Genomic DNA, 24,372 nt, shown 5'->3' on the forward strand with positions numbered 1-24,372 from the left:
GGGGTTCCCGCGCATGTTCATCCGCATGTGTTGCGTCATTCATTTGCAACCCATGTACTGCAATCCAGCGGTGATTTACGCGCTGTACAGGAAATGCTCGGCCACGCCAGCATTGCCGCAACCCAAGTCTATACCGCGCTCGATTTTCAGCATTTGGCAAAGATTTACGACCAGACTCATCCGCGCGCCAAAAAACAGAAGTGATCTCTTCAAGTCGCAACGCTTGACCTACGCCCTGTCATTGCCATAAAGTGGGAGAAAGTGTATTGAAGTGTAATTATGTGTAGACTTCTGGCTTGAATCGGGCATTCAGGGAGACGGCAAAGTGTTTCAGGGCGCATCCGCGCTTTCACTCGACGCAAAAGGACGAATGTCGATTCCCGCGCGCTACCGGGAGGCGTTGAACGCGCAGGCGGAAGGGCGCATCACGCTGACCAAGCACCCCGACGGTTGTCTGCTGTTGTTTCCGGCGGCGGCCTGGGAAACATTCCGCCACAAGATTGCCGCATTGCCGATGGATGCGCATTGGTGGCGCCGGATTTTTCTAGGCAATGCATCCGAAGTGGAAATTGACGGATCGAACCGCGTGCTGATTTCTTCCGAATTGCGAAGCGCGGCGGCGCTGGATAAAGAGGTGATGCTGCTGGGGATGGGCGGATGTTTTGAGATTTGGGATGCACACACCTATATCGCCAAAGAGCGCATCGCGATGACGCAGGAAATGCCGGACGCTTTGAAGCACTTCACTTTTTGACAGGGTATGGAAAACACGGGGCGGGGCTCGGAAGGGAATCGGTATGAACATCGTCCTGTATTGCTCAATGAGGCGGTGGATGCGCTCGTGTGGCGAACGGACGGTTTTTATATTGACGGCACCTTTGGGCGAGGCGGACATAGCCGGGCCATATTGGCGCGGCTGGCGCCCGGCGGACGGTTGCTGGCCTTCGACAAGGACCCGGAGGCATGCGCAGCGGCGCAATTGATCACCGATGCGCGTTTTGAAATCGTTCATGGCGACTGCGCCGCGCTGCGCGAGCAGTTGAACCAACGCAACGCGCCGCGCGTATCGGGGGTTTTGCTGGATTTGGGTCTTTCTTCGCCGCAACTGGACAATCCCGCGCGCGGCTTTAGTTTTAGCGCCGACGGCCCGCTGGATATGCGCATGGATCCGAGGCAGGGAGAAAGCGCGGCGCAGTGGCTCGCGCGCGCATCACAACAGGAAATGACTGAGGTTATACGAAGATATGGAGAAGAGCGGTTTGCTGGGCAGATTGCAAAGGCGATTACAGCTCGCCGGATGCAATCGGATCGATATGGGCCGCTCGCGCGCACACGCGAACTGGCTGAACTCGTGGCGCGTGCAGTCAAAACCCGCCCGCTGGGGCGCCATCCCGCGACCCGCACCTTTCAGGCTATACGGATTTACCTCAATCAAGAGCTTCAGACGTTAAGCGCAGCGCTGGACGCAGCGCTGGAAATCCTGGAGCCAGGTGGACGGTTAGTCGTGATGAGCTTCCATTCACTTGAAGACCGAATTGTCAAACGCTTTATGCAGACCCATGCGCGCGCGCCGCAACCCGGCGCTGCGCTGCGTTATTTGCCGCTGCGCGCGCCCGCAGAGCCAGCGCCCGCGCTTAAGCTGGGGCCGCGCATCCGCGCGCGCGATGCTGAACGCAAAGCGAACGTGCGCGCGCGTTCTGCCGTGATGCGCAGCGCCGAGAAGCTGGGATAGAAAACTGTCACTGTTTATGAGCCGTCTCAATATTGTGTTGCTGGTCGCGCTGATTGGATGCGCCTTATCCGTAGTCCATACGGCGTACCAGCAAAGACGTTTATTCATTGCGCTTGAACGCGCGCGCGCGCAGCAGCAACAGTTGCAGCAGGAAGGCGCGCAGCTTTACTACCAGCAAAGAGCGCTCTCAAAAACAGCGCGCATTGAACGCCTTGCGACGCATCGGCTCAACATGGTCCCGGTCACGAATGTCGTGACCCAATATTTAGGCGTGTCTAAAAGAAGTAACGCAGTGCAAGCCGCTGAAGAATGCTCTAAAACAGTGGCTGCGTTCTGTGGAGGCATGCAGTGAAACGCAGTTTGAGCCAACATCTCTCCCGCACGGCGCGCACCGCTTTATCGCCGCGCTTACCGCTGTGGCGTTCAAAATTTCTTGTGTTCGCATTCTTCGCCGCCTTTGCCGCGCTGGCGGCGCGCGCGGCCTGGATTCAAGGGTTGAGCAACGATTTTTATCAGAAGCAGGGCAAAACCCGTTATCAGAGAACGCTTGAATTGGCTGCAACGCGCGGGAAAATTCTGGATCGGAATGGACGGATGCTGGCCACCAGCCTGTCAGCGCGCGCGATCTGGGCGATTCCTGAAGACGTTCACGCAGCTACGCCCGCCTCCAAAATGAAGGCGCTGGCGGCATTGCTGGGGATTTCTCCTTCCCTGTTGCGCGCCAAGCTCGCGCAATCCAGACGCTTCCTTTATCTCAAAAGGCAGATTCCAGTGGATGTAGCGGAGCAAATCGCGGCGCTCAAAATTCCAGGGATTTACCAGAGCAAGGAATACAGACGCTACTATCCCGAAGGCGAAATCGCCGCGCAGTTGATCGGTTTCACGAACGTTGAAGATGAAGGCCAGGAAGGCATCGAGCTGAGCATGCAGCCGCAACTGGCGGGCCTGCCGGGCTCGCGCCGCGTGATCAAGGACCGGCTCGGACGCATCGTTGAAGATGTGCCGGAAATGATTGCACCGCGTGACGGGGAAGAGTTAAGCCTGTCCATCGACAACCGCTTGCAATATATTGCCTATACCGGTTTGAAAGAGGCGGTGAAACGCAATAAGGCCAAAGCGGGTGCGGTGGTGGTGCTGGATGTGCGCACCGGCGAGGTGCTCGCGCTGGCGAACGTCCCGACCTATAACCCCAATGACCGCTCACGGCTGTCCGGCGAACAACTGCGCAATCGAGCGCTGACCGATACCTTCGAGCCGGGTTCAATCACGAAGCCAATCGTCATCGCGCGCGCGCTTGAGCTACGTCGCGTCACGCCATCCACTGTGTTTCATACTTCGCCAGGCCGTTACACCATCGATGGCGCAACGATTACGGATACGCACGATAAAGGAACGCTCACCGTTTTCGGCGTGATTCAGAAGTCCAGCAATATCGGCACGGCCAAAATCGGCCTGATGCTCAAACCGCAGGAAATGTGGGACATGTTCAGCGGCGTCGGCTTCGGCCAAGCGCCGCATATTCATTTTCCGGGCGCGGTCGCTGGCCGGCTGCGCCCGTGGAAACGCTGGCGGCGCATTGAACAGGCCACGATGTCCTACGGCTATGGCGTTTCCGTCTCGCTCTTTCAGATTGCCCGCGCCTACACGGTGCTTGCGCGCGATGGGCAATTGCTGCCTGTGACGATCTTCAAAAATGACGACGAACCGGTGTACGGCCCGCAAATTATTTCCCCGCGCACCGCGCAACAAGTCCGTAGCATGCTTGAAGCAGTGGTGAGTCCGGAGGGCACCGCGCCGTTGGCGCAAATTCCAGGCTATCGCGCGGGCGGCAAAACAGGCACGGCGTACAAATATACGGGTCGCGGCTACGACAAATCCAAATATCGTGCTTCCTTTGTCGGCATCGCGCCGATGTCCGCGCCGCGCATTATTGTGGCGATTTCCATCGACGAGCCGCGCGCGGGCCAGCATTTCGGCAGCCGGGTCGCTGCGCCGGTTTTCGCGCGGATTGCGGGCGATACCTTGCGCGCGCTCAATATTGCGCCTGATAAGCCCATTCAGTCTGCGCGCCAAAAGCTTGTGGTCAGCGCGCAGCGCACGCCTGGAGTTGCGCCATGAATGCCGCGCATGCCGCGCAACCGCGCTGTGCGTCTGAAAATGGAATAAGGGCGCGCACCGTTCAGCATGCGCTGGCATGGCTCAGCCAGCATGTGTCCAGCGCGGCCAATCTGCATGCGGATAGCCGGGCGATCCAGCCAGGCGATGCGTATCTGGCGTATGCGGTGCAGGGAGCGGATAGCCGGACTTATATCGATGACGCGATCGCGCGCGGCGCAGCGGCGGTGATCTGGCAACCGTCTTCTGAACATGCAGCGCCCGCATGGACTGTTCCCAATTTCGAGGCGTCTGATTTACCCGATCTGGCCGGCTTCATTGCGCGCCAGTGGTATGGCGTGCCGAGCCGGAAGATGCGCGTGATTGGCATCACCGGCACCAACGGCAAAACCTCATGCGCTCATTGGATTGCGCGCGCCTTGACGGCGGCGGGCACGCCTTGCGCGACCAGCGGAACGCTCGGCTTCGGCATGCCCGATCAATTGACCGCAATGGGATTTACCACGCCGCATGCGCCGCAAATGCAGCGCAATCTTGCGCAACTGGTTCAGTGCGGCGCTCGCGCCGTTGCGCTCGAAGTCTCCTCGCATGCGCTGCATCAGAGGCGTGTGAACGGCGTTATCTTCGATACCGCCGTGTTTACCCATTTATCGCGCGATCATCTCGATTATCACGGCACGCTTGAAGCCTACGAAACCGCCAAGGCGCATTTATTCGAGGGGCCGGATTTGCAAACGGCGGTCGTGAACCGTGACGACCCAGTCGGCCAGCGGATCCTCGCACGTTTGCAGACAAATCGCGCGGTACGGAAAATTGCCTATGGCATTGGCGAACCAGGCGGCGCGCCGCCCGCCGATACCGTGCTGCGCGCAACCGCGCCGCGCACAACGGCCACCGGAAGCGCGTTTATGCTGATCTCCGACTGGGGACGCGGCGAAGTGGAAACCCATCTGTTGGGAACGTTCAATATTCACAATCTGCTCGCGGTCTGCGGCGCGCTGCTCGCCGCGGATGTGCCATTTGAGGCGGCGCTCGCGCAGTTGCCAAAGCTTGCGCCCATTTCCGGCCGGATGCAGTGCGTTGGCGGACGCAATGGAGCGCCGCTGGCGGTCATCGATTACGCGCATACGCCCGGTGCGCTGGGCGCGGCGCTCACCGCTCTGCAACCTGTTACACGCGCGCGCGGCGGCGCGCTGGTCTGCGTCTTTGGCTGTGGCGGCGACCGCGACCCAGGCAAACGGCCATTGATGGGGCGCATCGCCGGGCGGCTCGCCGACCGGCTTGTGCTGACGAGCGACAACCCGCGCTGCGAACCGCCGGAGGCCATCATCGATGATATTGTGAAGGGCATTTCGGAGCCTGCGCGCATCCAGCGCTTTGCAGACCGCGCGCGCGCGATTCTGCAAGCAATCCGCACCGCCGCGCCGGAAGACGTGGTGCTGGTCGCGGGGCGCGGTCATGAAACGATGCAGGACATCAACCGTAAGAAAGTGCCTTTTTCAGACCATGATCATGTTCGACTGGCGCTAGATGCGCGCATCACCGGCGCATTGACGGCTGGGCCAGATCGTTTGACGCCGGGCAAGCCACTGAAGAATGCTTTAGGCGTACAGGGAGTACAGCGATGAGCCTGTTTTCACTGCGCGAAGCGGCGGCGTTGATTCCAGACGCGCGCATCATCGGCGATGCCAGTGTGCGTTTCGAGCGCGTCAGCACCGATAGCCGGACCGTTGCGCCGGGCGAACTCTTTGTCGCGTTGAAAGGGGAACGCTTCGATGCGCACGATTTTCTGCCGGAGGCGGTCAAGCGCGGCGCCGTCGCCGCGCTGGTCTCCCGCGACTTCCCGGAAATACTGCTGCCCGCTTTGAAAGCGCCCGATACGTGCGCGGCGCTCGGTTTGCTCGCGCGCGGCTGGCGGCGGCGGTTCGCGCTGCCGTTGACGGCAGTGGTCGGCAGCAACGGCAAGACGACGGTCAAGGAAATGATCGCGTCGATTTTCGCCGCGGCGGTTGGCATGGAAGCATGCTTTGCCACGTATGGCAATCTGAATAACCAGATCGGCCTGCCGCTCACATTGCTGCGTTTGAATCCCATGCACCGGTTGGGCGTGGTTGAACTTGGAATGAACACGCCCGGCGAAACGGCGGTTCTGATGGAGATTGCTGAACCCACGATTGTGCTGGTGAACAACGCGCAACGCGAACATCAGGCCTTTATGAAAAGCGTAGAGGCCGTTGCGCACGAATACGCAGACGCGATTGAGGCATTGCCTGCTGAGGGCGTTGCGGTATTTCCCGCCGATGACGTTTATACCGCGTTGTGGCGGAAGGCGGCGGGCGCGCGCCGCGTGATTGATTTCGCGCTCGATGATGAAACGGCCGGCGCCGCGGTGCGCGGTATTTGGCAGCCAGATAGTCAATTAGAGCCTTTTTCGATTCAAACTGAAATCGGGGCGTGCGCGCTCAAACTCCGCACGCTGGGCCGGCATAACGCGCGCAACGCCCTTGCCGCAACGGCGGCGGCGCTGGCGTCCGGCGTTGATGATCTGAAAATCATCCAGAAAGGACTCGAAGCATTTGAGCCGGTCGCGGGACGTCTGACGTTAAAAATCGCATGCGTTGCGCCGCTGGCGGGCGCAACGGTGATTGATGACAGCTATAACGCAAATCCCGATTCGCTGCGCGCGGCAATCGACGTACTGGCTGTGTGTTCACCGCCGCGCGCGCTGGTGATGGGCGATATGGGCGAGGTCGGCGAGGACGGCGCAGCCTTTCATCATGAGATCGGCGCGTATGCGCGCGCGCGGGGCATCGATGCGCTTTATGCGCTCGGCGAGGCATCGCGCGGCGCATGCGCCGCGTTTGGAGCGGGCGCGCATGCGTTCGACGACGCGGCTGCATTGGTCGAGCATTTATTGCGGGCGGGTTTGGATGCGCGCGCGACGATTCTGGTCAAAGGCTCGCGTTTTATGAAGATGGAGCGGGTGGTGAATGCATTGACCGATCCGCTCCACACCCGGACAGGGAATTAAGGCCATGCTGTTTGCGCTCGCGCAATGGTTGCAAGGCGATTTCCACTTGCTGCGCGTATTCAATTATTTGAGCTTTCGCGCGGTGATGGCGGCGCTGACGGCGCTGGCAATGGGTCTTGCGTGCGGGCCGCGGGTGATTCGCCTGCTGCACGCGCTCAAAGTCGGGCAGACGGTGCGCAACGATGGCCCCAGCGCGCATTTATCCAAATCGGGCACGCCCACGATGGGCGGCGCTCTGATACTGATTGGCATTGCCGCATCGGTGCTGCTCTGGGCGAATCTGGACAATCGTTTCGTTTGGGTTGTGATGGCGGTGACAATGGGATTTGGATGGATTGGCTGGGTCGATGATTACCGCAAAATTGTCCATCAAAATCCGCGCGGGATGTCCGCGCGCGAGAAATATGGCTGGCAATCGCTGATTGGCGCGCTCGCCGCGTTTTATTTGATGTTCGCGATCTCTGAACCGGGTGCGGCTGAGATGATCGAGCGCCTGATTGCATGGTGGCGCGGCGGATTTTCGATGACGCTGCCCGCGCATACGAATCTGCAATTGCCATTCATGAAATCCATCAGCTATCCGCTCGGCGCGGCGGGCTTTATCGCGTTGACCTATTTCGTGATTGTTGGTGCGAGTAACGCCATCAATCTCACCGATGGACTCGATGGCCTGGTCATCATGCCGGTTGTGCTGGCAGGCGGCGCGCTCGGCGTTTTCGCCTATGTGATGGGCAACGCGGTGTACTCGAAATATCTGTTGTTTCCTCATATTCCGGGCGCGGGCGAACTGCTGATTTTCTGCGCGGCGATGGGCGGCGCGGGCCTGGCATTCCTCTGGTACAACACGCATCCGGCGCAGCTTTTTATGGGCGATGTCGGCGCGCTCGCGCTCGGCGGCGCGCTGGGGACGATTGCCGTCATCGTCCGGCAGGAGATCGTGCTGTTTGTAATGGGCGGCGTGTTTGTCGCCGAAACGCTTTCGGTGATGCTGCAGGTCGTCTGGTTCAAATATACCCGCAGGCGTTATGGCGAAGGCCGCCGCCTGTTCAGGATGGCGCCGCTGCATCACCACTTTGAGCTGGCCGGCTGGAAAGAAACGCAGGTCGTCGTGCGCTTCTGGATTATCACGCTGATGCTGGTTTTGGTTGGGCTTTCAACGCTGAAGTTACGTTAAGAAAAATGACTGTATTTGGCACACTCAATCAACCAGAGACACTGATTCTCGGACTCGGCATTTCGGGTCTGTCGATGGCGCGCTGGTGCGCGCGTCATGGCTGCCGGCTGCGGATTGCCGATACGCGCGCGACGCCGCCGAATCTGCCGCAACTCCGCGCGGAAGGGCTGGATGCGGAATTGATCACAGGCGCACTGAGACCCGCGCTGCTAGACGGAATTGAACTGCTCGCGATCAGCCCCGGCCTGTCGCCGCGCGCTGCCGAAATTGCGCTGCTGCTGGCCGAGGCGCGCGCGCGCGGCATCCCCGTTTGGGGCGAGCTGGAATTTTTTGCGCAGGCGTTGCGCGCAACGGAAGTCACCGCTTATGGTCAATCCAAAGTGATTGCCATTACCGGCACGAACGGCAAAACCACCACCGCTGCGCTCGTTGGACGATTATGCAAACGCGCTGGCTATCAGAGCTGTGTTGCCGGAAATATCGGTATGGCGCTGCTCGATGCGCTTGGCGTGGCAGTGGACAAGCAGAAAATGCCGGATATCTGGGTGCTGGAATTGTCGAGCTTCCAGTTGGAGAGCAATCAGACGTTTGCGCCGGATGTGGCGGCGGCGCTCAATATCACGCCCGATCATCTCGACTGGCACGGCAATTTTGATGCCTATGCAGCGGCCAAAGGCCGCATCTTCGGCGCATCCGCGGTACGCATCCTGAACCGTGACGATGCGCATTCGATGCGGTTCGCGCTCAATCGCGCGGGTCAAACGGACGTGGGGCAATTCACTTTTGGCCTAAGCGCGCCGCAACATGCGGGCGAATACGGATGGATGGAGACTGGAGATGGCGCGGCGTGGCTGGCGCTGGCTGAAGCGGCTGAAGCGGCTGAAACGTGCGCGGAAATATCCCCGGCGGCAAAACGCGCGCGCCGCGCGGCGGATCACGCGCCATCCGGAATCGTTATAAAACGCTTAATGCCCGCTTCAGCGCTGGCAATTCGCGGCAAGCACAATATTTCAAATGTGCTTGCCGCCCTCGCGCTGTGCCGCGCACTCGATATACCGCTCGCGCCGCTCTTGCATGGATTGCGCGATTATCGCGGCGAGCCGCACCGCTTCCAGTGCATCGCACGCATCAATGGCGTCGATTTTATTGACGACAGCAAAGGTACAAACGTCGGCGCGTTGCTTGCGGCATTGAAGGGCGCTGAAGCTCAAAAGATTGTGTTAATCGCGGGCGGAGTCAGCAAAGGGCAAGACTTTAGCCCGCTCGCTGAACCGGTCGCGCGCGTCTGCCGCGCGGTGATGCTGATTGGCCGGGATGCGTCGCTGCTGCGCGTCGCGCTTGAACCGTCGGGCGTATCCATCGCCGAATATGCAACGCTTGAAGAAGCGGTGCGCGCTGCGGCAAGCATCGCCGAACCTGGCGATACGGTGCTGTTATCGCCGGCGTGCGCCAGTTTCGATATGTTCCGCGATTACCGGCATCGCGCTGAAGTGTTCCACAGCGCGGTTGAAGCGCTAGAACCTAGAGCATTTTTCAGCGAGATTGCACAAGGAACGAACGCGAAGACAGTATGCACAATACGGCGAGCGCGAAGTGACGCAGGGCAAGCCGATGAAAAATGCTCTAAATCATCATGATCCATTCAATACGACAGTTTGCAGCGGGATTCACAGGCGCTGCGGGCGATCTCCGCACGCGCCGCGCGATGCGTAGTTACGATCAGGCGCTGCTGTGGGTCAGCCTCCTGCTGCTCGGTTTTGGGCTCGTGATGGTCTATTCGGCATCGATTGCACTGCCCGCCGCGCCAAAATACGCCGCTTACCAGGGGCATCATTTTCTGGTGCGGCATTTAGCCGCGCTGATGATGGGCTTTACGCTCGCCTGGTGCGCGTTTCAGGCGCCGATGACGCAATGGGAAAAAGCCGCGCCGAAGCTCTTTATCGGCGCGCTGGTACTGCTTACGCTGGTCTTTGCGCCAGTCATTGGCAAAGGCGTCAACGGTTCGCATCGCTGGATTTCGCTCGGCATTGCGCATATCCAGCCGTCCGAGCTTATGAAGCTCGCCGCAACGCTCTATGCGGCGGATTACACGGTGCGTAAACAGGCGGTGATGCACAGCGTGCGCGAGGGCTTTCTGCCAATGGCGCTTGCAATCGGCTGCGCGGGCGCGCTGCTGCTGCTCGAACCCGATATGGGCGCGTTTATGGTGATTGCGGTGATCGCAATGGGCGTGCTGTTCCTGGGCGGGATTAACCTCAAATGGTTCAGCGGGCTGGCATTGACGGTCGCCGCCACGTTCGGCCTGCTGATCTGGCTCTCGCCGTGGCGGCGCGCGCGCATTTTTGCGTATCTTGACCCGTGGGACGCGCGCTACGCGCAAGGCAAGGCGTATCAACTTACGCATTCGCTGATTGCCTTCGGGCGCGGCGAATGGTTCGGCGTCGGTCTGGGTAATAGCGTGGAAAAACTGAATTATCTGCCCGAAGCGCATACCGATTTCATTCTCGCGGTGATTGGGGAAGAACTGGGATTTGTCGGCGTCTCAGGCGTGATGCTGCTATTTGCATGGCTGGTGCGGCGCGCCTTTTCGATTGGCCGGCAGGCGCTCGCGCTGGATCGCGTCTTTGCCGCGCTGACCGCCCAGGGCATCGGACTGTGGATTGGCGTACAGACGTTCATCAATATGGGGGTCAATCTCGGTCTGTTGCCGACCAAGGGCCTCACATTGCCGCTGCTCAGCTATGGCGGCTCCGGCATTGTGATGAACTGCATTGCTCTGGCGCTGCTGATGCGGGTGGATTATGAGAATCGGGTAGTGATGCGCGGAGGAAGATGATGAACGCTAGAGCCTTTTTCAGCGGCTTGCCCGGCGTCGCTTCTGCGTTTTCGGTATTCGGGATCGCTGCGGGGTCGCCTCCATCGCTTCGCGATGGAGACCTACTCCGCCCGCATCGAGCTCCATACTGTCTTCGCGCTTACTCCTTGTGCAATCTCACTGAAAAAGGCTCTAGGGCTTTTTGCAGCGGTGCGCCGGCATCGCGCCCTCTAACGGTACTCATTGCCGCGGGCGGCACCGGCGGACATGTGTTTCCGGGGCTGGCAGTCGCGCAATCTCTTAAAGCGCGCGGCGCGAATGTGGTCTGGATCGGCAATCCATTAGGAATGGAGGCGAGGCTGGCGCCAAAACACGGCGTTGCGATGGAGCGGGTCGATTTTGGCGGCGTGCGCGGCAAAGGGCTGCGCGCCATTCTGCTGTTGCCGTTTAATTTATTGCGCGCGTGCGTGCAGAGCGCGCGGCTGCTCGCGCGCATCCGGCCGAATATCGTGCTTGGAATGGGCGGGTATATCAGCGTTCCGGTTGGATTGATGGCGCTGGCGCGCCGTTGTCCGCTAATCATTCATGAACAGAATGCGATTGCTGGACTGGCGAATCGTTTACTTGCCAAAATCGCGCGCCGCGCGCTCGTTGCTTTTCCAAATGCGCTGCCGCGCGCGCAGTGGACGGGCAATCCAGTGCGCAGCGCTTTTGTGCATTTGCCGCCGCCACACGTCCGCACTGCGCAGCGCAGCGGGCCGCTGCGGATTCTGGTCGTCGGCGGGAGTCTGGGGGCGGCTGCGTTGAATGCGATTGTTCCGCGCGCACTGGCATTGCTGCCGCGCGATGCGTTGCCTTCTGTCGTTCATCAATCCGGCGTTCAGCATTTGTACGCCTTGCGCGCGCATTACGCCGCCGCCGGTTTTTCTCCCGATGCCGAAAACGCCAATATTGACTTAATCCCTTTTATCGACGATATGGCGGATGCGTATTGCAAAGCCGATCTGCTCATTTGCCGCGCGGGCGCGAGCACAGTCGCTGAAATCTCCGCAGCGGGCGTGGCCGCGCTGTTTGTACCGTTCCCGTATGCGGCTGACGATCATCAGACGCGCAACGCGGCTTTTTTATCCGAACGCGGCGCAGCGGCGCTGGTGCAGCAGAGCGAATTGTCGCCCTCATTTCTGGCGGACTGGATTCGCGCGCATCCGCGCGCACGGCTTCTGGAAATGGCAACGCAGGCGCGCGCGCTTGCCATGCCGGGCGCGGCTGAACGCGTAGCGGAGATCTGCGTTGAAATCGCTGCGCGCCGTGGAGCGTCCGGATGAAACACGTTGTCAAGCATTTACATTTTGTCGGCATCGGAGGCTCCGGCATGAGTGGCATCGCCGAAGTGCTGCTGAATCTGGGCTACCGCGTCAGCGGCTCCGATTTGATTGGCAATACGGCAACCGAACGGCTGACCCGTTTGGGCGCGCGCATTGCGCACGGTCACGATGCGGCGCATATCGAAGGCGCGAACGCCGTCGTCGTGTCGAGCGCTGTGCGTGAAGACAACCCCGAAGTGCTTGCCGCGCGCGCGCGCCGTATTCCGGTCGTGCCGCGCGCGCTGATGCTTGCCGAACTGATGCGCTTAAGGCAGGGCATTGCGGTGGCAGGCACGCACGGCAAAACCACCACGACCAGCCTGATTGCGAGCGCGCTGGCCGAAGGCGGCCTTGATCCGACTTTCGTCATTGGCGGACGGCTCAATAGCGCGGGCGCGAACGCGCGGCTCGGCGCGGGTGAATTTATCGTTGTTGAAACGGATGAATCCGATGCCTTGTTTTTAACGCTGTCGCCGGTGATTGAGGTCATTACCAATATCGACGCTGACCATATGGAGCGTTATGCGTACGACTTTGCGCAGCTTAAGCAGGCGTTCATCGATTTTACGCAGCGCTTGCCGTTTTATGGCATCGCTGTCCTGTGTATCGACGATCCCCATGTGCGCGACATTCTTCCCGGGGTTTCAAACAAGCAGATCGTGCGCTATGGATTGGCGGAAGATGCACAGGTGCGTGCAGTGAATGTGCGGGTGGAGGGCGCGCGGATGCGCTTTTCGGTATTGCGCCAGAACGGCGCGCCCGCCGCGCCGCTTGAGGTCGAGCTGAATCTGCCGGGTCTGCATAACGTGCGCAATGCGCTGGCCGCAATCGCGGTTGCGAGCGAGCTGGAAGTGGCGGATGAGGCGATTCTCGGCGCGCTGGCGCGCTTTACCGGCGTGGATCGCCGTTTCCAGCGCTATGGAGAAATTCCAGCCGCTGAAGGCGGGCATTACACGTTGATCGACGACTACGGCCATCATCCGGCTGAAATTGCGGCCACGCTCGCCGCCGCGCGCGCCGCTTTTGACGGACGCCGTCTGGTTCTGGCGTTCCAGCCGCATCGTTATACGCGCACCCGCGATTGCTTCGACGATCTGGTCAAGGCGCTCTCCAGCGTCGATGCGCTGGTGTTAACCGAGGTCTATTCCGCGGGCGAAACGCCGCTGATTGCCGCCGATGCGCATGCGCTGGCGCGCGCGGTGCGCGTCGCGGGCAAAGTCGAGCCGCTGTTTGTCGAGACGGTCGAAGAAATTCCGGAGGCGGTCATGCGCATTGCGCGGGATGGGGATGTGGTCATCACAATGGGGGCGGGGTCGATGGGCGGCGTGGCAGCGCAATTAAAACAACATACGTTAGAAATGAAAAAAAGAGATGTATTTAATCCATCCTGAAGCTTTTGGAAAAGTTGCGGTGCTGCTCGGCGGCGCTTCCGCCGAGCGCGAGGTGTCGCTGAATTCGGGGCGACTGGCGCTAGGCGCGCTGCGCGCGCGCGGCGTTGACGCGCATCCGTTCGATCCCGCCGAGCAACCGGTATGGCAATTGAAGCAGGAAGGTGTTGCGCGCGTCTTTAATACATTGCACGGCGGCGCTGGCGAGAACGGCCAACTGGCGGGCGCGTTGGATATGTTGGGTATTCCTTATACCGGTACGGGTGTGCTGGGCTGCGCGCTGGGGATGGATAAATGGCGCAGCAAACTCATCTGGCAGCAAACCGGCATTCCAACGCCGCCGTTTGAGATTGTGCAGTGCGCCGCCAATGCAGGCTGGAGACCGGATGGAATGGCGGATCGGCTCGGTTTGCCGCTCTTTGTCAAACCGGTGCACGAAGGTTCGAGCGTCGGCATGACCAAGGTCAAGTCAGTCCAGGCGCTGGCCGCCGCGGTAGACGCAGCGGCGCGCTACGACTCAACCGTATTGGTCGAAAAAAGCATAGAAGGCGGCGGCGAGTACACCGTATCGATTGCGGGCACGCTCGAATTGCCGGTGATCCGCATCGTGCCCGCCGGCGAGTTCTACGACTATCACGCGAAGTACATCGCCAACGATACGCAATACCGGATTCCGTGCGGCCTGGCCGCCCAGGAAGAACAACGCATCCAGCAACTTGCGCGGCGCGCGTTTGAGATTCTCGGCGGCAAGGACTGGGGGCGCGTCGATCTGATGATCGATGCACAAGGCCAGCCCTGGTTCCTGGAAATCAACACCGCGCCGGGCATGACCGATCATTCGCTGCCGCCGAAAGCGGCGCGCGCCGTTGGCATTTCATATGAGGATTTGGTGATGCACCTGTTGGCGCTGACACTGCCTGATGCGGCGCAGATGGAGAGCAAGCGCAATGTGGCATAACCCGCGCCAGCTCAATTTACTGGCTGCCGCGCTCACGGCAGGCGCAACGCTCGCGTTGTGTGCCGCCCTGGGGCACTGGCTGATGCGGCAACCGATGTTTGCGCTGCGGGTGATTCGCATCGACGGCGATCTGGCGCATCTGAATCTGCCGAGCGTGCGCGCGGCAGTGAGCCAGCTCAGAAACCGCCGCCTATATACGCATTTTTTCAATCTCGATCTGGAGGAGACGCGCGCGATTTTTGAGGCGATGCCGTGGGTTCAGCGCGCGGCGCTGCGGCGGGTCTGGCCGGATCAGCTTGCGCTCACGCTGACGGAGTACCAGGCGCTTGGCATCTGGCGCGCGGACTGGCTGGTCAGCAGGGACGGCGAACGGTTTGCCGCGAATCTGGCCGAGGCGGGCGATGGGCTGCCTTCTTTAAGCGGCCCTGAGGGAAGCGAGAAGGAGGTCGTTGCGCGTTACCGGGATTTTGCGCGCTGGTTTGCGCCGCTTGGCCTGGCGCCTGTCTCGGTCAGCCTTTCGGAGCGGCGCGCCTGGACAGTGGAGTTGTCGAACGGAACGCGCGTTGAGCTGGGCCGCGATAAAGAAAGAGAAGGGGGAAGCAATGCAGGCGCGCTTGCGGCGCGCGGCGATGGTCTCGAGCAGCGCTGCCGGCGGCTCGCCGCTGCCTGGAAGGCAGTCACCGCGCAATGGGGAGAGGAGATTCAAAGGGTCGATTTGCGCTATCCGAATGGATTTGCCATTTTGAGCACAGGTTCTAGGGCATAGGAAGGACAGGGGATATTTCTTAATGAAGCAGGATGATACGGATTTATTGGTCGCGCTTGATATCGGCACTTCAAAAGTGGCCGTGATGGTGGCCGAACAGCGCGGTGAAGGCGGCTACGAAGTGATCGGTGTCGGTCAAAGCGATTCCAACGGTTTGAAAAAAGGCGTCGTGATCAATATCGGAGCGACTGTGCAATCGATTCAGGGCGCGCTCGAAGAAGCCGAACTGATGGCCGATTGCAAGATTGCGCATGTATACGCCGGCATTGCGGGCCGTCATATCCGCAGCTTCAACTCCAGCGGCATGGTCGCGATCAAGGACAAGGAAGTTACGCCGGCCGATGTGACACGCGTGATGGAAACGGCGAAAGCAATCAATATTCCGACCGACCAGCAGGTGCTGCATATTCTGCCGCAGGAATTTATCATCGACGGACAGGAAGATGTGCGCGAACCCATCGGCATGAGCGGTATTCGTCTTGAGGTGCGGGTCCATATTGTGACCGGCGGCGTCTCCGCGGTGCAAAACATTGTCAAATGCGTGCGGCGTTGCGGCTTGGAGGTGAATGATTTGATTCTGCAGCCGCTTGCATCGAGCCTGGCCGTGCTGACCGAGGACGAGAAAGAACTCGGCGTTGTGCTGGTCGATATTGGCGGTGGCACGACCGATATCGCGGTATTTAGCGAGGGCGCGATCCGGCATACCGCGGTGATTCCAATCGCGGGCGATCAAATCACGAACGATATTGCAATGGCGCTACGCACGCCGACGCCGGACGCAGAAGTCATCAAGATCCGGCATGGCATTGCCAAGCAGGCGCTGGTTGCACACGACGAGATGATTGAAGTGCCGGGGCTGGGCGAACGCGGGCCGCGCATGTTGTCGCGTCAGGCATTGGCCGCGGTGATTGAGCCGCGCATCGAAGAATTGTTCGGATTGATACAAAACGCGGTGCGCGGATCGGGCTATGAGGGCGTGCTCGGTTCGGGCGTCGTGTTGACGGGCGGGGCCTCCTCGATGCCCGGCATGATCGAGCTGGGCGAAGACATTTTTTTAAAGCCGGTGCGGGTGGGCATGCCGCAATACGCGGGCGGGCTGGCGGACGTTGTACGCAATCCGCGCTTTGCCACCGCAATGGGACTCTTGCTTGAGGCGCAGGCGCAGCAATCGCGCGGGCGCAGGAAGGCAGTGCGCCTGAATTCCGCCAGGCAGATCTGGAAGCGGATGAGAGAGTGGTTTGTAAAGAGTTTCTAATAAAAAAGTGATGGGGGGGATATTTTGACTGGGTTAAATCAATTTCGATCGATTGACGGGGAGCAAATAATGGAACTGGACTTTGAAATACTAGAAACGGAAACCAGCGGCACAATCATCAAAGTCGTCGGCGTCGGCGGCGCGGGCGGAAATGCGGTGCAGCATATGCTTAACCGCGGCGTGCAGGGCGTGGATTTCTTGTGCATGAATACCGATGCGCAAGCGCTTGGACGCTCAAAAGCCGCAATGCTGATTCAATTGGGGCAAACGGGTTTGGGCGCGGGCGCCAAACCTGAAATGGGGCGCGCGGCGGCGGAAGAAGCGCGCGGGCGAATCAGCGATGCGCTGAGCGGAGCGCATATGGTCTTTATTGCGGCGGGAATGGGCGGCGGCACTGGCACCGGCGCGGCGCCCGTCGTCGCTCAGATTGCGAAAGAAATGGGCATTCTGACCGTTGGCGTGGTCTCAAAGCCGTTTGAGTTTGAGGGCGGCAAACGGATGCGGATTGCCGAAACGGGCGCGGCGCAGCTTGAGGAGCATGTGGATTCGCTGATTGTGGTGTTGAACGAACGGCTCTTTTCAGTGATGGGTGACGACGCTGAAATGGAGAAATGCTTCCAGTGCGCGGACGATGTATTGCATAACGCGGTCGCGGGCATTGCGGAAATTATTAATGTTGAAGGGCTGGTGAATGTGGATTTTGAAGATGTCAAAACGGTGATGGGCGAACAGGGCAAAGCGATGATGGGCACGGCGACCGTGTCCGGCATCGACCGCGCGCGCTTGGCTGCCGAACAGGCGGTGGCCAGCCCGTTGCTCGAAGGCGTCGATTTGTCCGGCGCGCGCGGCGTGCTGGTCAATATTACCGCGAGCCGCACATTGCGCCTGGCCGAGACGCGCGAAGTGATGAATGCGATCAAGCACTACGCCGCGAACGACGCGACCGTAATTCTGGGCGCTGTCTACGATGATGCGATGGGCGATGGACTGCGCGTGACCGTGGTCGCGACCGGCCTGGGGCGTTCGGCGAAAAAAACGCATCAGGTGTCCATGACCTTGCTCCACACAGGGACCGATCATTCAACCGGCGCTGGACTGGACTACGGCGCGCTGGATACCCCGGCGGTCTGGCGCAGCGCGCGCGAAACTGCCTCGGCGCACGTCAGCGTGTTGCAGGAGAAGGGCGTGGATACCTACGATATCCCGGCTTTTTTGCGCAAACAGGCGGATTGAAAGTTCGTCAAACAATGTATTATATGCTCTGTTGAACGACAGAGCCTAAGCATTTTTCTGTAGAGCTTGTGTTCTATTTCCTTTGTAATGAGCTTTCGATATTTTGAAGTACCCAATGATTCCTCAGGCTTTTACAAGTTCACCTGAACATATATTGCCTCAAGAACGTTCAACGCTGAACATTAAAGAAGCTCGAGGCGCATTGAATGCATATCTTGATCGCTTTATTTGCGGCGATGCTTTAGCGGTTATGCGCCAAATTCCGGATGCCGGCATTGATCTTGTTGTCACTTCGCCGCCCTACAATTTGAAAAACTCTACGGGGAATGGTTTAAAAGACGGCAGAGGCGGAAAATGGCAGCATGCTCGGCTTATAAATGGGTATGCAAGTCATCACGACAATATGCCTTATGGGGAATACGTCGCTTGGCAACGCGCTTGTCTGATAGAAATGCTCAGGCTTCTTCCTGAACACGGCGCCATTTTTTATAATCATAAATGGAGAGTTCAGGATGGTTTGTTGCAAGATCGTCACGATATTGTGGGTCAATTCCCGGTACGCCAGATTATTATCTGGCGGCGTAAAGGAGGTATAAATTTTAACGCCGGATATTTTCTGCCTACTTATGAAGTGATTTATCTAATCGCGAAGTCAAAATTCAGATTGGCACCAAAAGCGAATTCCCATGGCGATATATGGGAATTTGCGCAAGATATGAATAACCCGCATCCTGCGCCATTCCCTCAACCCCTGATAGAAAGGATTATTAGCAGCACATATGCAAAAGTTATTCTTGATCCTTTTATGGGCAGCGGAACAACCGCGATGGCGGCAAGAAAACTGAATAGGAATTTTATTGGTATTGATATTTCAGAAGAATATTGCATCATGTCTGAGAAGCGTTTAAGAGGCGAGCCATGGAGAGTTTAAAAGCTAAATAAAATGCTACAGAAACATCGTGCCATTTCAGAAGAAATGAATCAAAATCCATGGGAAAATGCCTATTGGTTCGCGAGGATGTTAATTAATGGAGATAAATACGGGGCAATTGGCCGGCAGAGTAAATTTCTAACCGAGGTTTGTATTGCTTTACAGCAAATTGTTGAAGGGCCAGCTCAGAGCAAAGATATTAAGTTTGAGCTATCTAAAAATATTATTCAAAATTTATTCGAAAAAAGGTTTTCGAGGAAGACGGCCAAAACTGAACGTATCAAATTGTTTCTTGAAGATTTATTCGTCAAGTTAAAAGATATCTGCGATATAAAAGTATTCATTTTAACCGTACAAAATATTTTAATTCCTATTAATGTAGCGTTGGAAAGTATTCCGAATGACGATAAAATCTATACGGAAGAGGTTGCAAAGGCATATCTTGATCGGTTAGGTAATGATGCTTTGTCTACAGTGGTTCAGTTATGGGATAACGCAGGTGTAATAGGATGCTTGAATGCAGAGCGCGGTTGCATTGTTCAAGGGTTTGCACATTTACGTCAGAGTATTCGACACATGTCTGAGCATGAATCCGATACGGTTCTGACAGCCTATGTGCAAGAATTCGAAAGGCGACTGGGACAAAAACGTAAAGGTAGAGCAGGCGGAAGTCTTGAAGATGTGACAAGTTTCTTATTTAAATATTTCAATATTAAGGCTGAAAATAAGCCTGATCATTTTCAAGCAGATATTGAAATTGATAAGTGGATACTCCGCAGAGACAAATGGCTTATCGGTATTTCCTGTAAAAGGACGCTGCGTGAAAGGTGGAAGCAAGTCTCTAGCGCTCATCATGATGTACTGAACAAATTTAAAATATGGCAAGTGTGGCATTTAATTACTTATGATGAAGATTTAAGCGACGATAAATTAACTTTATTGGGAATCCAGAGACATGTTTTCTATTTGCCGGATAATAGCCGCCGTTTAGAAAGTGCGCGGAATCATCTTGGCATGAAAGATTATGTCCGGCCGATGTCTCAATTTATCCATGATATTAAAAAAGAGCAAGGAACTTAAAAAATGTCGACTCTTTCTATTAAATCTAGATTGGGCGTGGATACCTATGATATTCCGGCTTTTTTGCGCAAACAGGCGGATTAGAGCATTTTTCAGCGGCTTGCACTACGTCACTTCGCGCTTGTTCCTTGTGCAATCTCACTGAAAAATGCTCTAAGGCTGTGATGCATGCCTAAAACCCATTTTGGTTTTCAGACCGTAGATGAAGAGGAAAAAAGCCGTCTGGTTGGTCGCGTGTTTGACTCGGTTGCGTCCAGATATGATCTGATGAACGATCTGATGTCCGCCGGGCTGCATCGGCGCTGGAAGGCATTTGCCATTGCCCAGGCCGGCGTGCGCGCGGGCTTCAAGGTGCTCGATGTCGCAGGCGGCAGCGGCGATCTGGCAAAAGCATTCGCAAAACAGGCGGGCGAATGCGGAGAAGTCTGGCTGACCGATATCAACGCGTCGATGTTGCGTATGGGTCGCGACCGGCTGCTTGATCAAGGCTGGATGATGCCAATCGCGCAGTGCGATGCTGAGCGGCTTCCATTTGCCGATCATTATTTTGATGTGGTCACCGTTGCGTTTGGCCTGCGCAATATGACGTGCCCAGAGCGCGCGCTCGCGGAAATGCGTCGCGTACTCAAACCAGGCGGCAAATTGCTGATACTTGAATTTTCCAAAATCTGGGCGCCGCTGACTCAACTCTACGATGTATATTCGTTCAAAATACTCCCTTGGCTCGGTGAAAAAATTGCGCGCGATGCTCAAAGTTACCGCTATCTGGCTGAATCGATTCGCCGGCATCCCGATCAACAGATATTGAAAACGCATATGGAAGCGGCTGGGCTTGCACATGTGCGTTATCACAATCTGTCCGCGGGGATTACAGCGTTACACACAGCAACCAAATATTAGAGTATTTCCAGCGGCTTGCACGGGTAGCTTCGCGCTCGCTCCTTGTGCAATCTCGCTGAAAAATGCTCTAATTCTGAAGCCCTTTTCTGAAGCCCTTTCTAGCGAGAAGAAGGAGAAATTTTATGCAAGGCGATTCCAAAGTCCTTGAACATTTGAATGCACAGCTCAAAAATGAATTAACGGCGATTAATCAGTATTTTCTGCACTCCAGAATGTACAAGAACTGGGGATTTGAAAAATTGGGACAGCGTGAATATCAGGAGTCGATTGGCGAAATGAAACATGCGGACCAGTTGATTGAGCGTATTTTTGTGCTTGATGGTTTGCCTAATCTTCAGGATTTGCACAAGCTGCTCATTGGCGAAGACGTTCCCGAAATTTTGAGCTGTGATTTAAAACTTGAGCAAGCGTCTCAAGCCTGTTGCAAGGAGGCCGTTGCGTATTGCGAATCGGTGCGCGATTTTGTGACGCGCGATCTTTTCGCGGCCATTCTCAACGATACTGAAAAGCATATAGACTGGCTTGAAACGCAGCTTGAGCTGGTGGACAAGCTGGGTCTCCAGAATTATCTGCAGTCAGGGATGAGTGCGCCCGTCTGATCCTGACTATAGAGCATTTTTCAGTAAGATTGCCACTGGTGCGAGCGCGAAGCGACACCGTGCAAGCCGCTGAAAATGCTCTATCTCAAGCTGACGCCATTAAACTGTGTAGGCCCAAAGGGATGAATTCTGAATCCGGTCACGTTCTTTCGGATGGGCTGGTAGACAATGGGGTAAGCGATTGGCGTAAACGGCTGTTCTTGCTTGAAGATTTTCTGTGCTTTTAAATAGCGCTGAGTGCGCTGATGGAGATCGGTGATGTGTACCGCTTGTTGTACTAGATCATCAAAGGGTTTATAACACCAGAGCGAATAATTTGCAGTGCCTACTCCCCGGCAACCGTATTCCCCGAGCCAATTATCAACATCGCCGTTATCAATAATTTTTCCGGCAAGCATTGCATCGTGCTCGCCTTTCCCGGTGCGTTTGATGTAATCTGCAAAATCATGGCGCTGAACGATGTCCGCCTTGACGCCGATCTTTGCCCAGTCTGATTGAATCATTTCAGCCATCAGCTTTGGGCTCGGGTTATAAGGTCTCTGTAGAGAAGGCGCCCACAGCGTTATTTTAAACCCGTTTGGATAGCCGGCTTGCGTTAAAAAGGCTTTTGCCCGTTTAGAATTGCGCGGCGCATCCTTCAAGCTTTTATCGTAAGCCCATTGCACGGGCGGCATGGGCGCGACCGCTGCTTGTGCGCGGCCTTCATACACTGCGTCGATTATGGCTTTCTTATTGATCGCCATATCCAGCGCACGACGCACTAAAACCTTGTCCAAAGGTGGATGCGTGACGTTATAGGCGACATAACTCATCCCGAAGGCCGGTTTGCTCAGCACTTCAATATTCGGATCAGACTGTAGCGCGGCAATATCGACCAGACGCGGATAGACGCTGATTTGACATTCATTGCTTTTGAGTTTCTGTACGCGCACGGCGGCTTCGGGGATAATGGAAAAAACGAGTTTCGACAGTTTGACATCCTCCGGTTTCCAATACTCTGGATTTCCCGCATAGCGTATGGATTCATCTTTCACATATTTTTCGAAGATAAAAGGGCCGGTCCCAACCGGCCTGCGGTTCATGTCGGAAGGCGCGCCAGACTTGAGCAATTGCGCCGCATATTCGGCGGAGAGAATCGATGCGGGGGGCGCAGCCAGATTCGATAGAAAAACGGCGTTGGGAGACTTGAGCGTAAAACGCACGATATATGGATTGAACCGATCCGGCAGTTCGATTTTCTCAACCAGTTGATCAAAGCCTGTGTAATGCCAATACGGAAACTCAGCCAGATACGCTTTACGGAATGGCATCTCCAGGTTACGCATGCGTTCAAAAGTAAAAACGACATCCTCGCCATTGAATTCACGGCTGGGCATAAACCAGGGCGTGACGTGAAATTTCACGCCGTGACGCAACCAAAAGGTATAGACGCGTCCCTCTTTTGAAATTTTCCAGCGTTCAGCCAGACTGGGCTGGATTTTCGGCGTCTCGCTATTGAGATCAAAGTCGAGCAGTCTGTTAAAAACGGTTTCCGCAACTGCCGAGTATTCCACTCCGCTGGAGTATCGGCCTGGATCAAAGCCTGCCGGGCTGCCTTCAGAGCAATAGACGAGTGTCTTATTGGGTAATGTGGTATGTGCACTCAATAGGGAAGTCTTACAGATGAGGCCCAGCATGACGCCGAGATTAGATAAACGGCGCATATCGGCCAGCCTCCGTTGGCAGTGAACGTAATTTGAGGATGATCTCGTGCAAATAATGCGGTTGCAAACATTTATTTCTTAATTGGGAAATATGATTCGTAGCGGTTGCAGGAGAGGTATCCATCGCGCGAGCCACATATTTAATAGAGTTGTCTGCTCGCATTGTGCATAAAATCCGGATTTCTTTGAGTGTGGGTAGGTCGTATGGATGAAAGTAAATATCTATCTTCAGATGCTGCAAGAATTTTTTAATTGCTTCCTTTCCATGATAAAACTGCTGATAGAACTGAAGGAGTTTATGCAGTCCAAGTCGGCTGGTCATATCTTCAGAATAAGTGAGAATCGCAATGGTTTTTTGATTCTTCTGATCTTGAAGGGGGAATTTTATAGAGCGCTCAAATTGAAGGGCACCGCCGACCGTGAAATAAATGTGTTTAATTTGAAGCGCGCGTTTGGTTGATTTGACTTGATGGTCGATCTTTTCAGTATTTGCTAACTCACAATCTATCCAGGACAATATATTTGCGTTCAAATCAAGATTGCCATAAAAACGACAATCCTGAGAAAGGATGTCTGCAGCGCTTAATCCTATTAGATGATCCACGGAATCAAGTTTTAGAGCGGCTGCATTAGAATAGTTGCTATAAATAAATTTTCCTGTCTGTGCGTCTTTTATATGAGCGCATCCGTTTAAATGCTCTACAAGATCATATAAAAAACTAACGTTAAAACGGATGCTTCCTAAATCATGCAGAATCTGCGCTGTATCCATAAGCTTCCTCAACCGATGCAATGAAAATGCTGTCATCGATTAAGGATAATCCTGTTTTTCTGTAATGGATGCTCTACTTCATTCTATAATTCACTTTTCTGGTTGAAAATAGTGACTTTCATTGCGGATTCTTCCAATAACGCTGAACCAGCCGTTCCAGAAAGGATTGACCCAGAACCCCCAGCGCCGAGCCAAGACCGACCAGCGCTGCCGGCGGTACATTGGGAATCATCATGAATGCAGTTGCCGCTGCCATGGAGAGTCCCGCGCCGATGATCAGACGCCCGGCGATCAAGCGCAGCGTGACTTGTTCTCCGCCTGCGAGCACTTTACCGAAAGCAATCGCCGCGCCCACGCCCGCCAACGTCAGCAGCGTTTTGTCGTGATCATCGAAATGCATGGCGCCCAGCGCTTCAACTCCAAACCACCGCCGCCGGATAAAGCCAATCAGCGCCGCGCAACCGAGCAGATACAAAGCGCCGATCGCGGAATGGACGATCCATCGACGCCATGAATGGCGGAAGAGGCATTTCATCGCATTGTCCAAAACAAAATC

23 protein-coding genes are annotated in these 24,372 nt (G+C 56.4%); 20 read left to right on the top strand and 3 right to left on the bottom strand.

Going from position 1 to position 24,372, the window contains the following annotated elements; translation table 11 throughout:
* The 20 genes from CAGGBEG34_RS03520 to bfr form a co-directional block, all read left to right on the top strand.
* The coding region (locus CAGGBEG34_RS03520) for a tyrosine-type recombinase/integrase (protein ID WP_042687996.1) at nt 1-204 on the top strand (204 nt) is incomplete at its 5' end.
* A gap of 121 nt (nt 205-325) precedes the next feature.
* Nucleotides 326-754 carry a division/cell wall cluster transcriptional repressor MraZ gene (gene mraZ, locus CAGGBEG34_RS03525; RefSeq protein WP_006682483.1) on the top strand — a complete coding sequence of 143 codons (429 nt, stop codon included), beginning with the start codon at nt 326-328 and terminating at the stop codon, nt 752-754.
* A gap of 6 nt (nt 755-760) precedes the next feature.
* The gene (gene rsmH / locus CAGGBEG34_RS03530; RefSeq protein WP_006682484.1) at nt 761-1,732 is read left to right on the top strand and encodes a 16S rRNA (cytosine(1402)-N(4))-methyltransferase RsmH; all 972 of its coding nucleotides are present in this window, start codon (nt 761-763) and stop codon (nt 1,730-1,732) included.
* Nucleotides 1,733-1,748: 16 nt separating this feature from the next.
* The gene (ftsL, locus tag CAGGBEG34_RS03535; protein ID WP_006682485.1) at nt 1,749-2,084 is read left to right on the top strand and encodes a cell division protein FtsL; all 336 of its coding nucleotides are present in this window, start codon (nt 1,749-1,751) and stop codon (nt 2,082-2,084) included.
* Entirely contained in the window at nt 2,081-3,850 is a 1,770-nt protein-coding gene (locus CAGGBEG34_RS03540; RefSeq protein WP_006682486.1) for a peptidoglycan D,D-transpeptidase FtsI family protein, read from the top strand. Before ftsL ends, CAGGBEG34_RS03540 begins: the two co-directional genes overlap by 4 nt.
* Nucleotides 3,847-5,475, top strand: coding sequence for a UDP-N-acetylmuramoyl-L-alanyl-D-glutamate--2,6-diaminopimelate ligase (locus CAGGBEG34_RS03545; protein WP_006682487.1), 1,629 nt, complete (start codon nt 3,847-3,849; stop codon nt 5,473-5,475). Before CAGGBEG34_RS03540 ends, CAGGBEG34_RS03545 begins: the two co-directional genes overlap by 4 nt.
* Entirely contained in the window at nt 5,472-6,878 is a 1,407-nt protein-coding gene (locus tag CAGGBEG34_RS03550; RefSeq protein WP_006682488.1) for a UDP-N-acetylmuramoyl-tripeptide--D-alanyl-D-alanine ligase, read from the top strand. Before CAGGBEG34_RS03545 ends, CAGGBEG34_RS03550 begins: the two co-directional genes overlap by 4 nt.
* A 4-nt stretch (nt 6,879-6,882) precedes the next feature.
* Entirely contained in the window at nt 6,883-8,052 is a 1,170-nt protein-coding gene (mraY, locus tag CAGGBEG34_RS03555; protein WP_006682489.1) for a phospho-N-acetylmuramoyl-pentapeptide-transferase, read from the top strand.
* A 5-nt stretch (nt 8,053-8,057) separates the two neighbouring features.
* Nucleotides 8,058-9,689: a UDP-N-acetylmuramoyl-L-alanine--D-glutamate ligase gene (gene murD, locus CAGGBEG34_RS03560; protein WP_006682490.1), complete on the top strand. Its 1,632-nt coding sequence runs from the start codon at nt 8,058-8,060 to the stop codon at nt 9,687-9,689.
* Entirely contained in the window at nt 9,686-10,888 is a 1,203-nt protein-coding gene (gene ftsW / locus CAGGBEG34_RS03565; protein WP_006682491.1) for a putative lipid II flippase FtsW, read from the top strand. Before murD ends, ftsW begins: the two co-directional genes overlap by 4 nt.
* Before the next feature lie 146 nt (nt 10,889-11,034).
* Nucleotides 11,035-12,192 carry an undecaprenyldiphospho-muramoylpentapeptide beta-N-acetylglucosaminyltransferase gene (gene murG, locus CAGGBEG34_RS03570; RefSeq protein ID WP_006682492.1) on the top strand — a complete coding sequence of 386 codons (1,158 nt, stop codon included), beginning with the start codon at nt 11,035-11,037 and terminating at the stop codon, nt 12,190-12,192.
* The gene (gene murC, locus CAGGBEG34_RS03575) at nt 12,189-13,622 is read left to right on the top strand and encodes a UDP-N-acetylmuramate--L-alanine ligase (RefSeq protein WP_006682493.1); all 1,434 of its coding nucleotides are present in this window, start codon (nt 12,189-12,191) and stop codon (nt 13,620-13,622) included. Before murG ends, murC begins: the two co-directional genes overlap by 4 nt.
* Nucleotides 13,603-14,577: a D-alanine--D-alanine ligase gene (locus tag CAGGBEG34_RS03580; protein ID WP_006682494.1), complete on the top strand. Its 975-nt coding sequence runs from the start codon at nt 13,603-13,605 to the stop codon at nt 14,575-14,577. Before murC ends, CAGGBEG34_RS03580 begins: the two co-directional genes overlap by 20 nt.
* Nucleotides 14,567-15,343: a cell division protein FtsQ/DivIB gene (locus tag CAGGBEG34_RS03585; protein ID WP_006682495.1), complete on the top strand. Its 777-nt coding sequence runs from the start codon at nt 14,567-14,569 to the stop codon at nt 15,341-15,343. The genes CAGGBEG34_RS03580 and CAGGBEG34_RS03585 overlap by 11 nt, the downstream gene beginning before the upstream one ends.
* Before the next feature lie 22 nt (nt 15,344-15,365).
* Entirely contained in the window at nt 15,366-16,598 is a 1,233-nt protein-coding gene (gene ftsA / locus CAGGBEG34_RS03590) for a cell division protein FtsA (protein ID WP_006682496.1), read from the top strand.
* Between the two features lie 75 nt (nt 16,599-16,673).
* Nucleotides 16,674-17,831, top strand: a complete 1,158-nt coding sequence (ftsZ, locus tag CAGGBEG34_RS03595) for a cell division protein FtsZ (protein WP_042688063.1) — start codon at nt 16,674-16,676, stop codon at nt 17,829-17,831.
* Nucleotides 17,832-17,946: 115 nt separating this feature from the next.
* Entirely contained in the window at nt 17,947-18,762 is an 816-nt protein-coding gene (locus CAGGBEG34_RS10045) for a DNA-methyltransferase (protein ID WP_006682498.1), read from the top strand.
* 12 nt (nt 18,763-18,774) lie between these two features.
* Nucleotides 18,775-19,842, top strand: a complete 1,068-nt coding sequence (locus CAGGBEG34_RS03605) for a PDDEXK family nuclease (protein ID WP_006682499.1) — start codon at nt 18,775-18,777, stop codon at nt 19,840-19,842.
* 168 nt (nt 19,843-20,010) lie between these two features.
* Nucleotides 20,011-20,742 (top strand): bifunctional demethylmenaquinone methyltransferase/2-methoxy-6-polyprenyl-1,4-benzoquinol methylase UbiE, encoded by a 732-nt coding sequence (ubiE, locus tag CAGGBEG34_RS03610; protein ID WP_006682500.1) that lies wholly within the window; start codon nt 20,011-20,013, stop codon nt 20,740-20,742.
* 122 nt (nt 20,743-20,864) lie between these two features.
* Nucleotides 20,865-21,341, top strand: a complete 477-nt coding sequence (bfr, locus tag CAGGBEG34_RS03615) for a bacterioferritin (RefSeq protein WP_006682501.1) — start codon at nt 20,865-20,867, stop codon at nt 21,339-21,341.
* 80 nt (nt 21,342-21,421) lie between these two features.
* On the opposite strand, the gene CAGGBEG34_RS03620 is transcribed toward bfr, so the two are convergent.
* The 3 genes from CAGGBEG34_RS03620 to CAGGBEG34_RS03630 all read right to left on the bottom strand — a co-directional run bounded on the left by CAGGBEG34_RS03620 (nt 21,422) and on the right by CAGGBEG34_RS03630 (nt 24,351).
* The gene (locus tag CAGGBEG34_RS03620; RefSeq protein WP_081463728.1) at nt 21,422-23,044 is read right to left on the bottom strand and encodes an ABC transporter substrate-binding protein; all 1,623 of its coding nucleotides are present in this window, start codon (nt 23,042-23,044) and stop codon (nt 21,422-21,424) included.
* A complete protein-coding gene (locus CAGGBEG34_RS03625; RefSeq protein WP_006682503.1) occupies nt 23,028-23,816 on the bottom strand; it encodes a hypothetical protein in 789 nt (262 codons plus the stop codon). Before CAGGBEG34_RS03625 ends, CAGGBEG34_RS03620 begins: the two co-directional genes overlap by 17 nt.
* A gap of 118 nt (nt 23,817-23,934) precedes the next feature.
* The gene (locus CAGGBEG34_RS03630) at nt 23,935-24,351 is read right to left on the bottom strand and encodes a phage holin family protein (protein WP_006682504.1); all 417 of its coding nucleotides are present in this window, start codon (nt 24,349-24,351) and stop codon (nt 23,935-23,937) included.
* Nucleotides 24,352-24,372 lie beyond the last annotated feature (21 nt).

Source organism: Candidatus Glomeribacter gigasporarum BEG34, from assembly GCF_000227585.1.
Lineage (GTDB): Bacteria > Pseudomonadota > Gammaproteobacteria > Burkholderiales > Burkholderiaceae > Glomeribacter > Glomeribacter gigasporarum_B.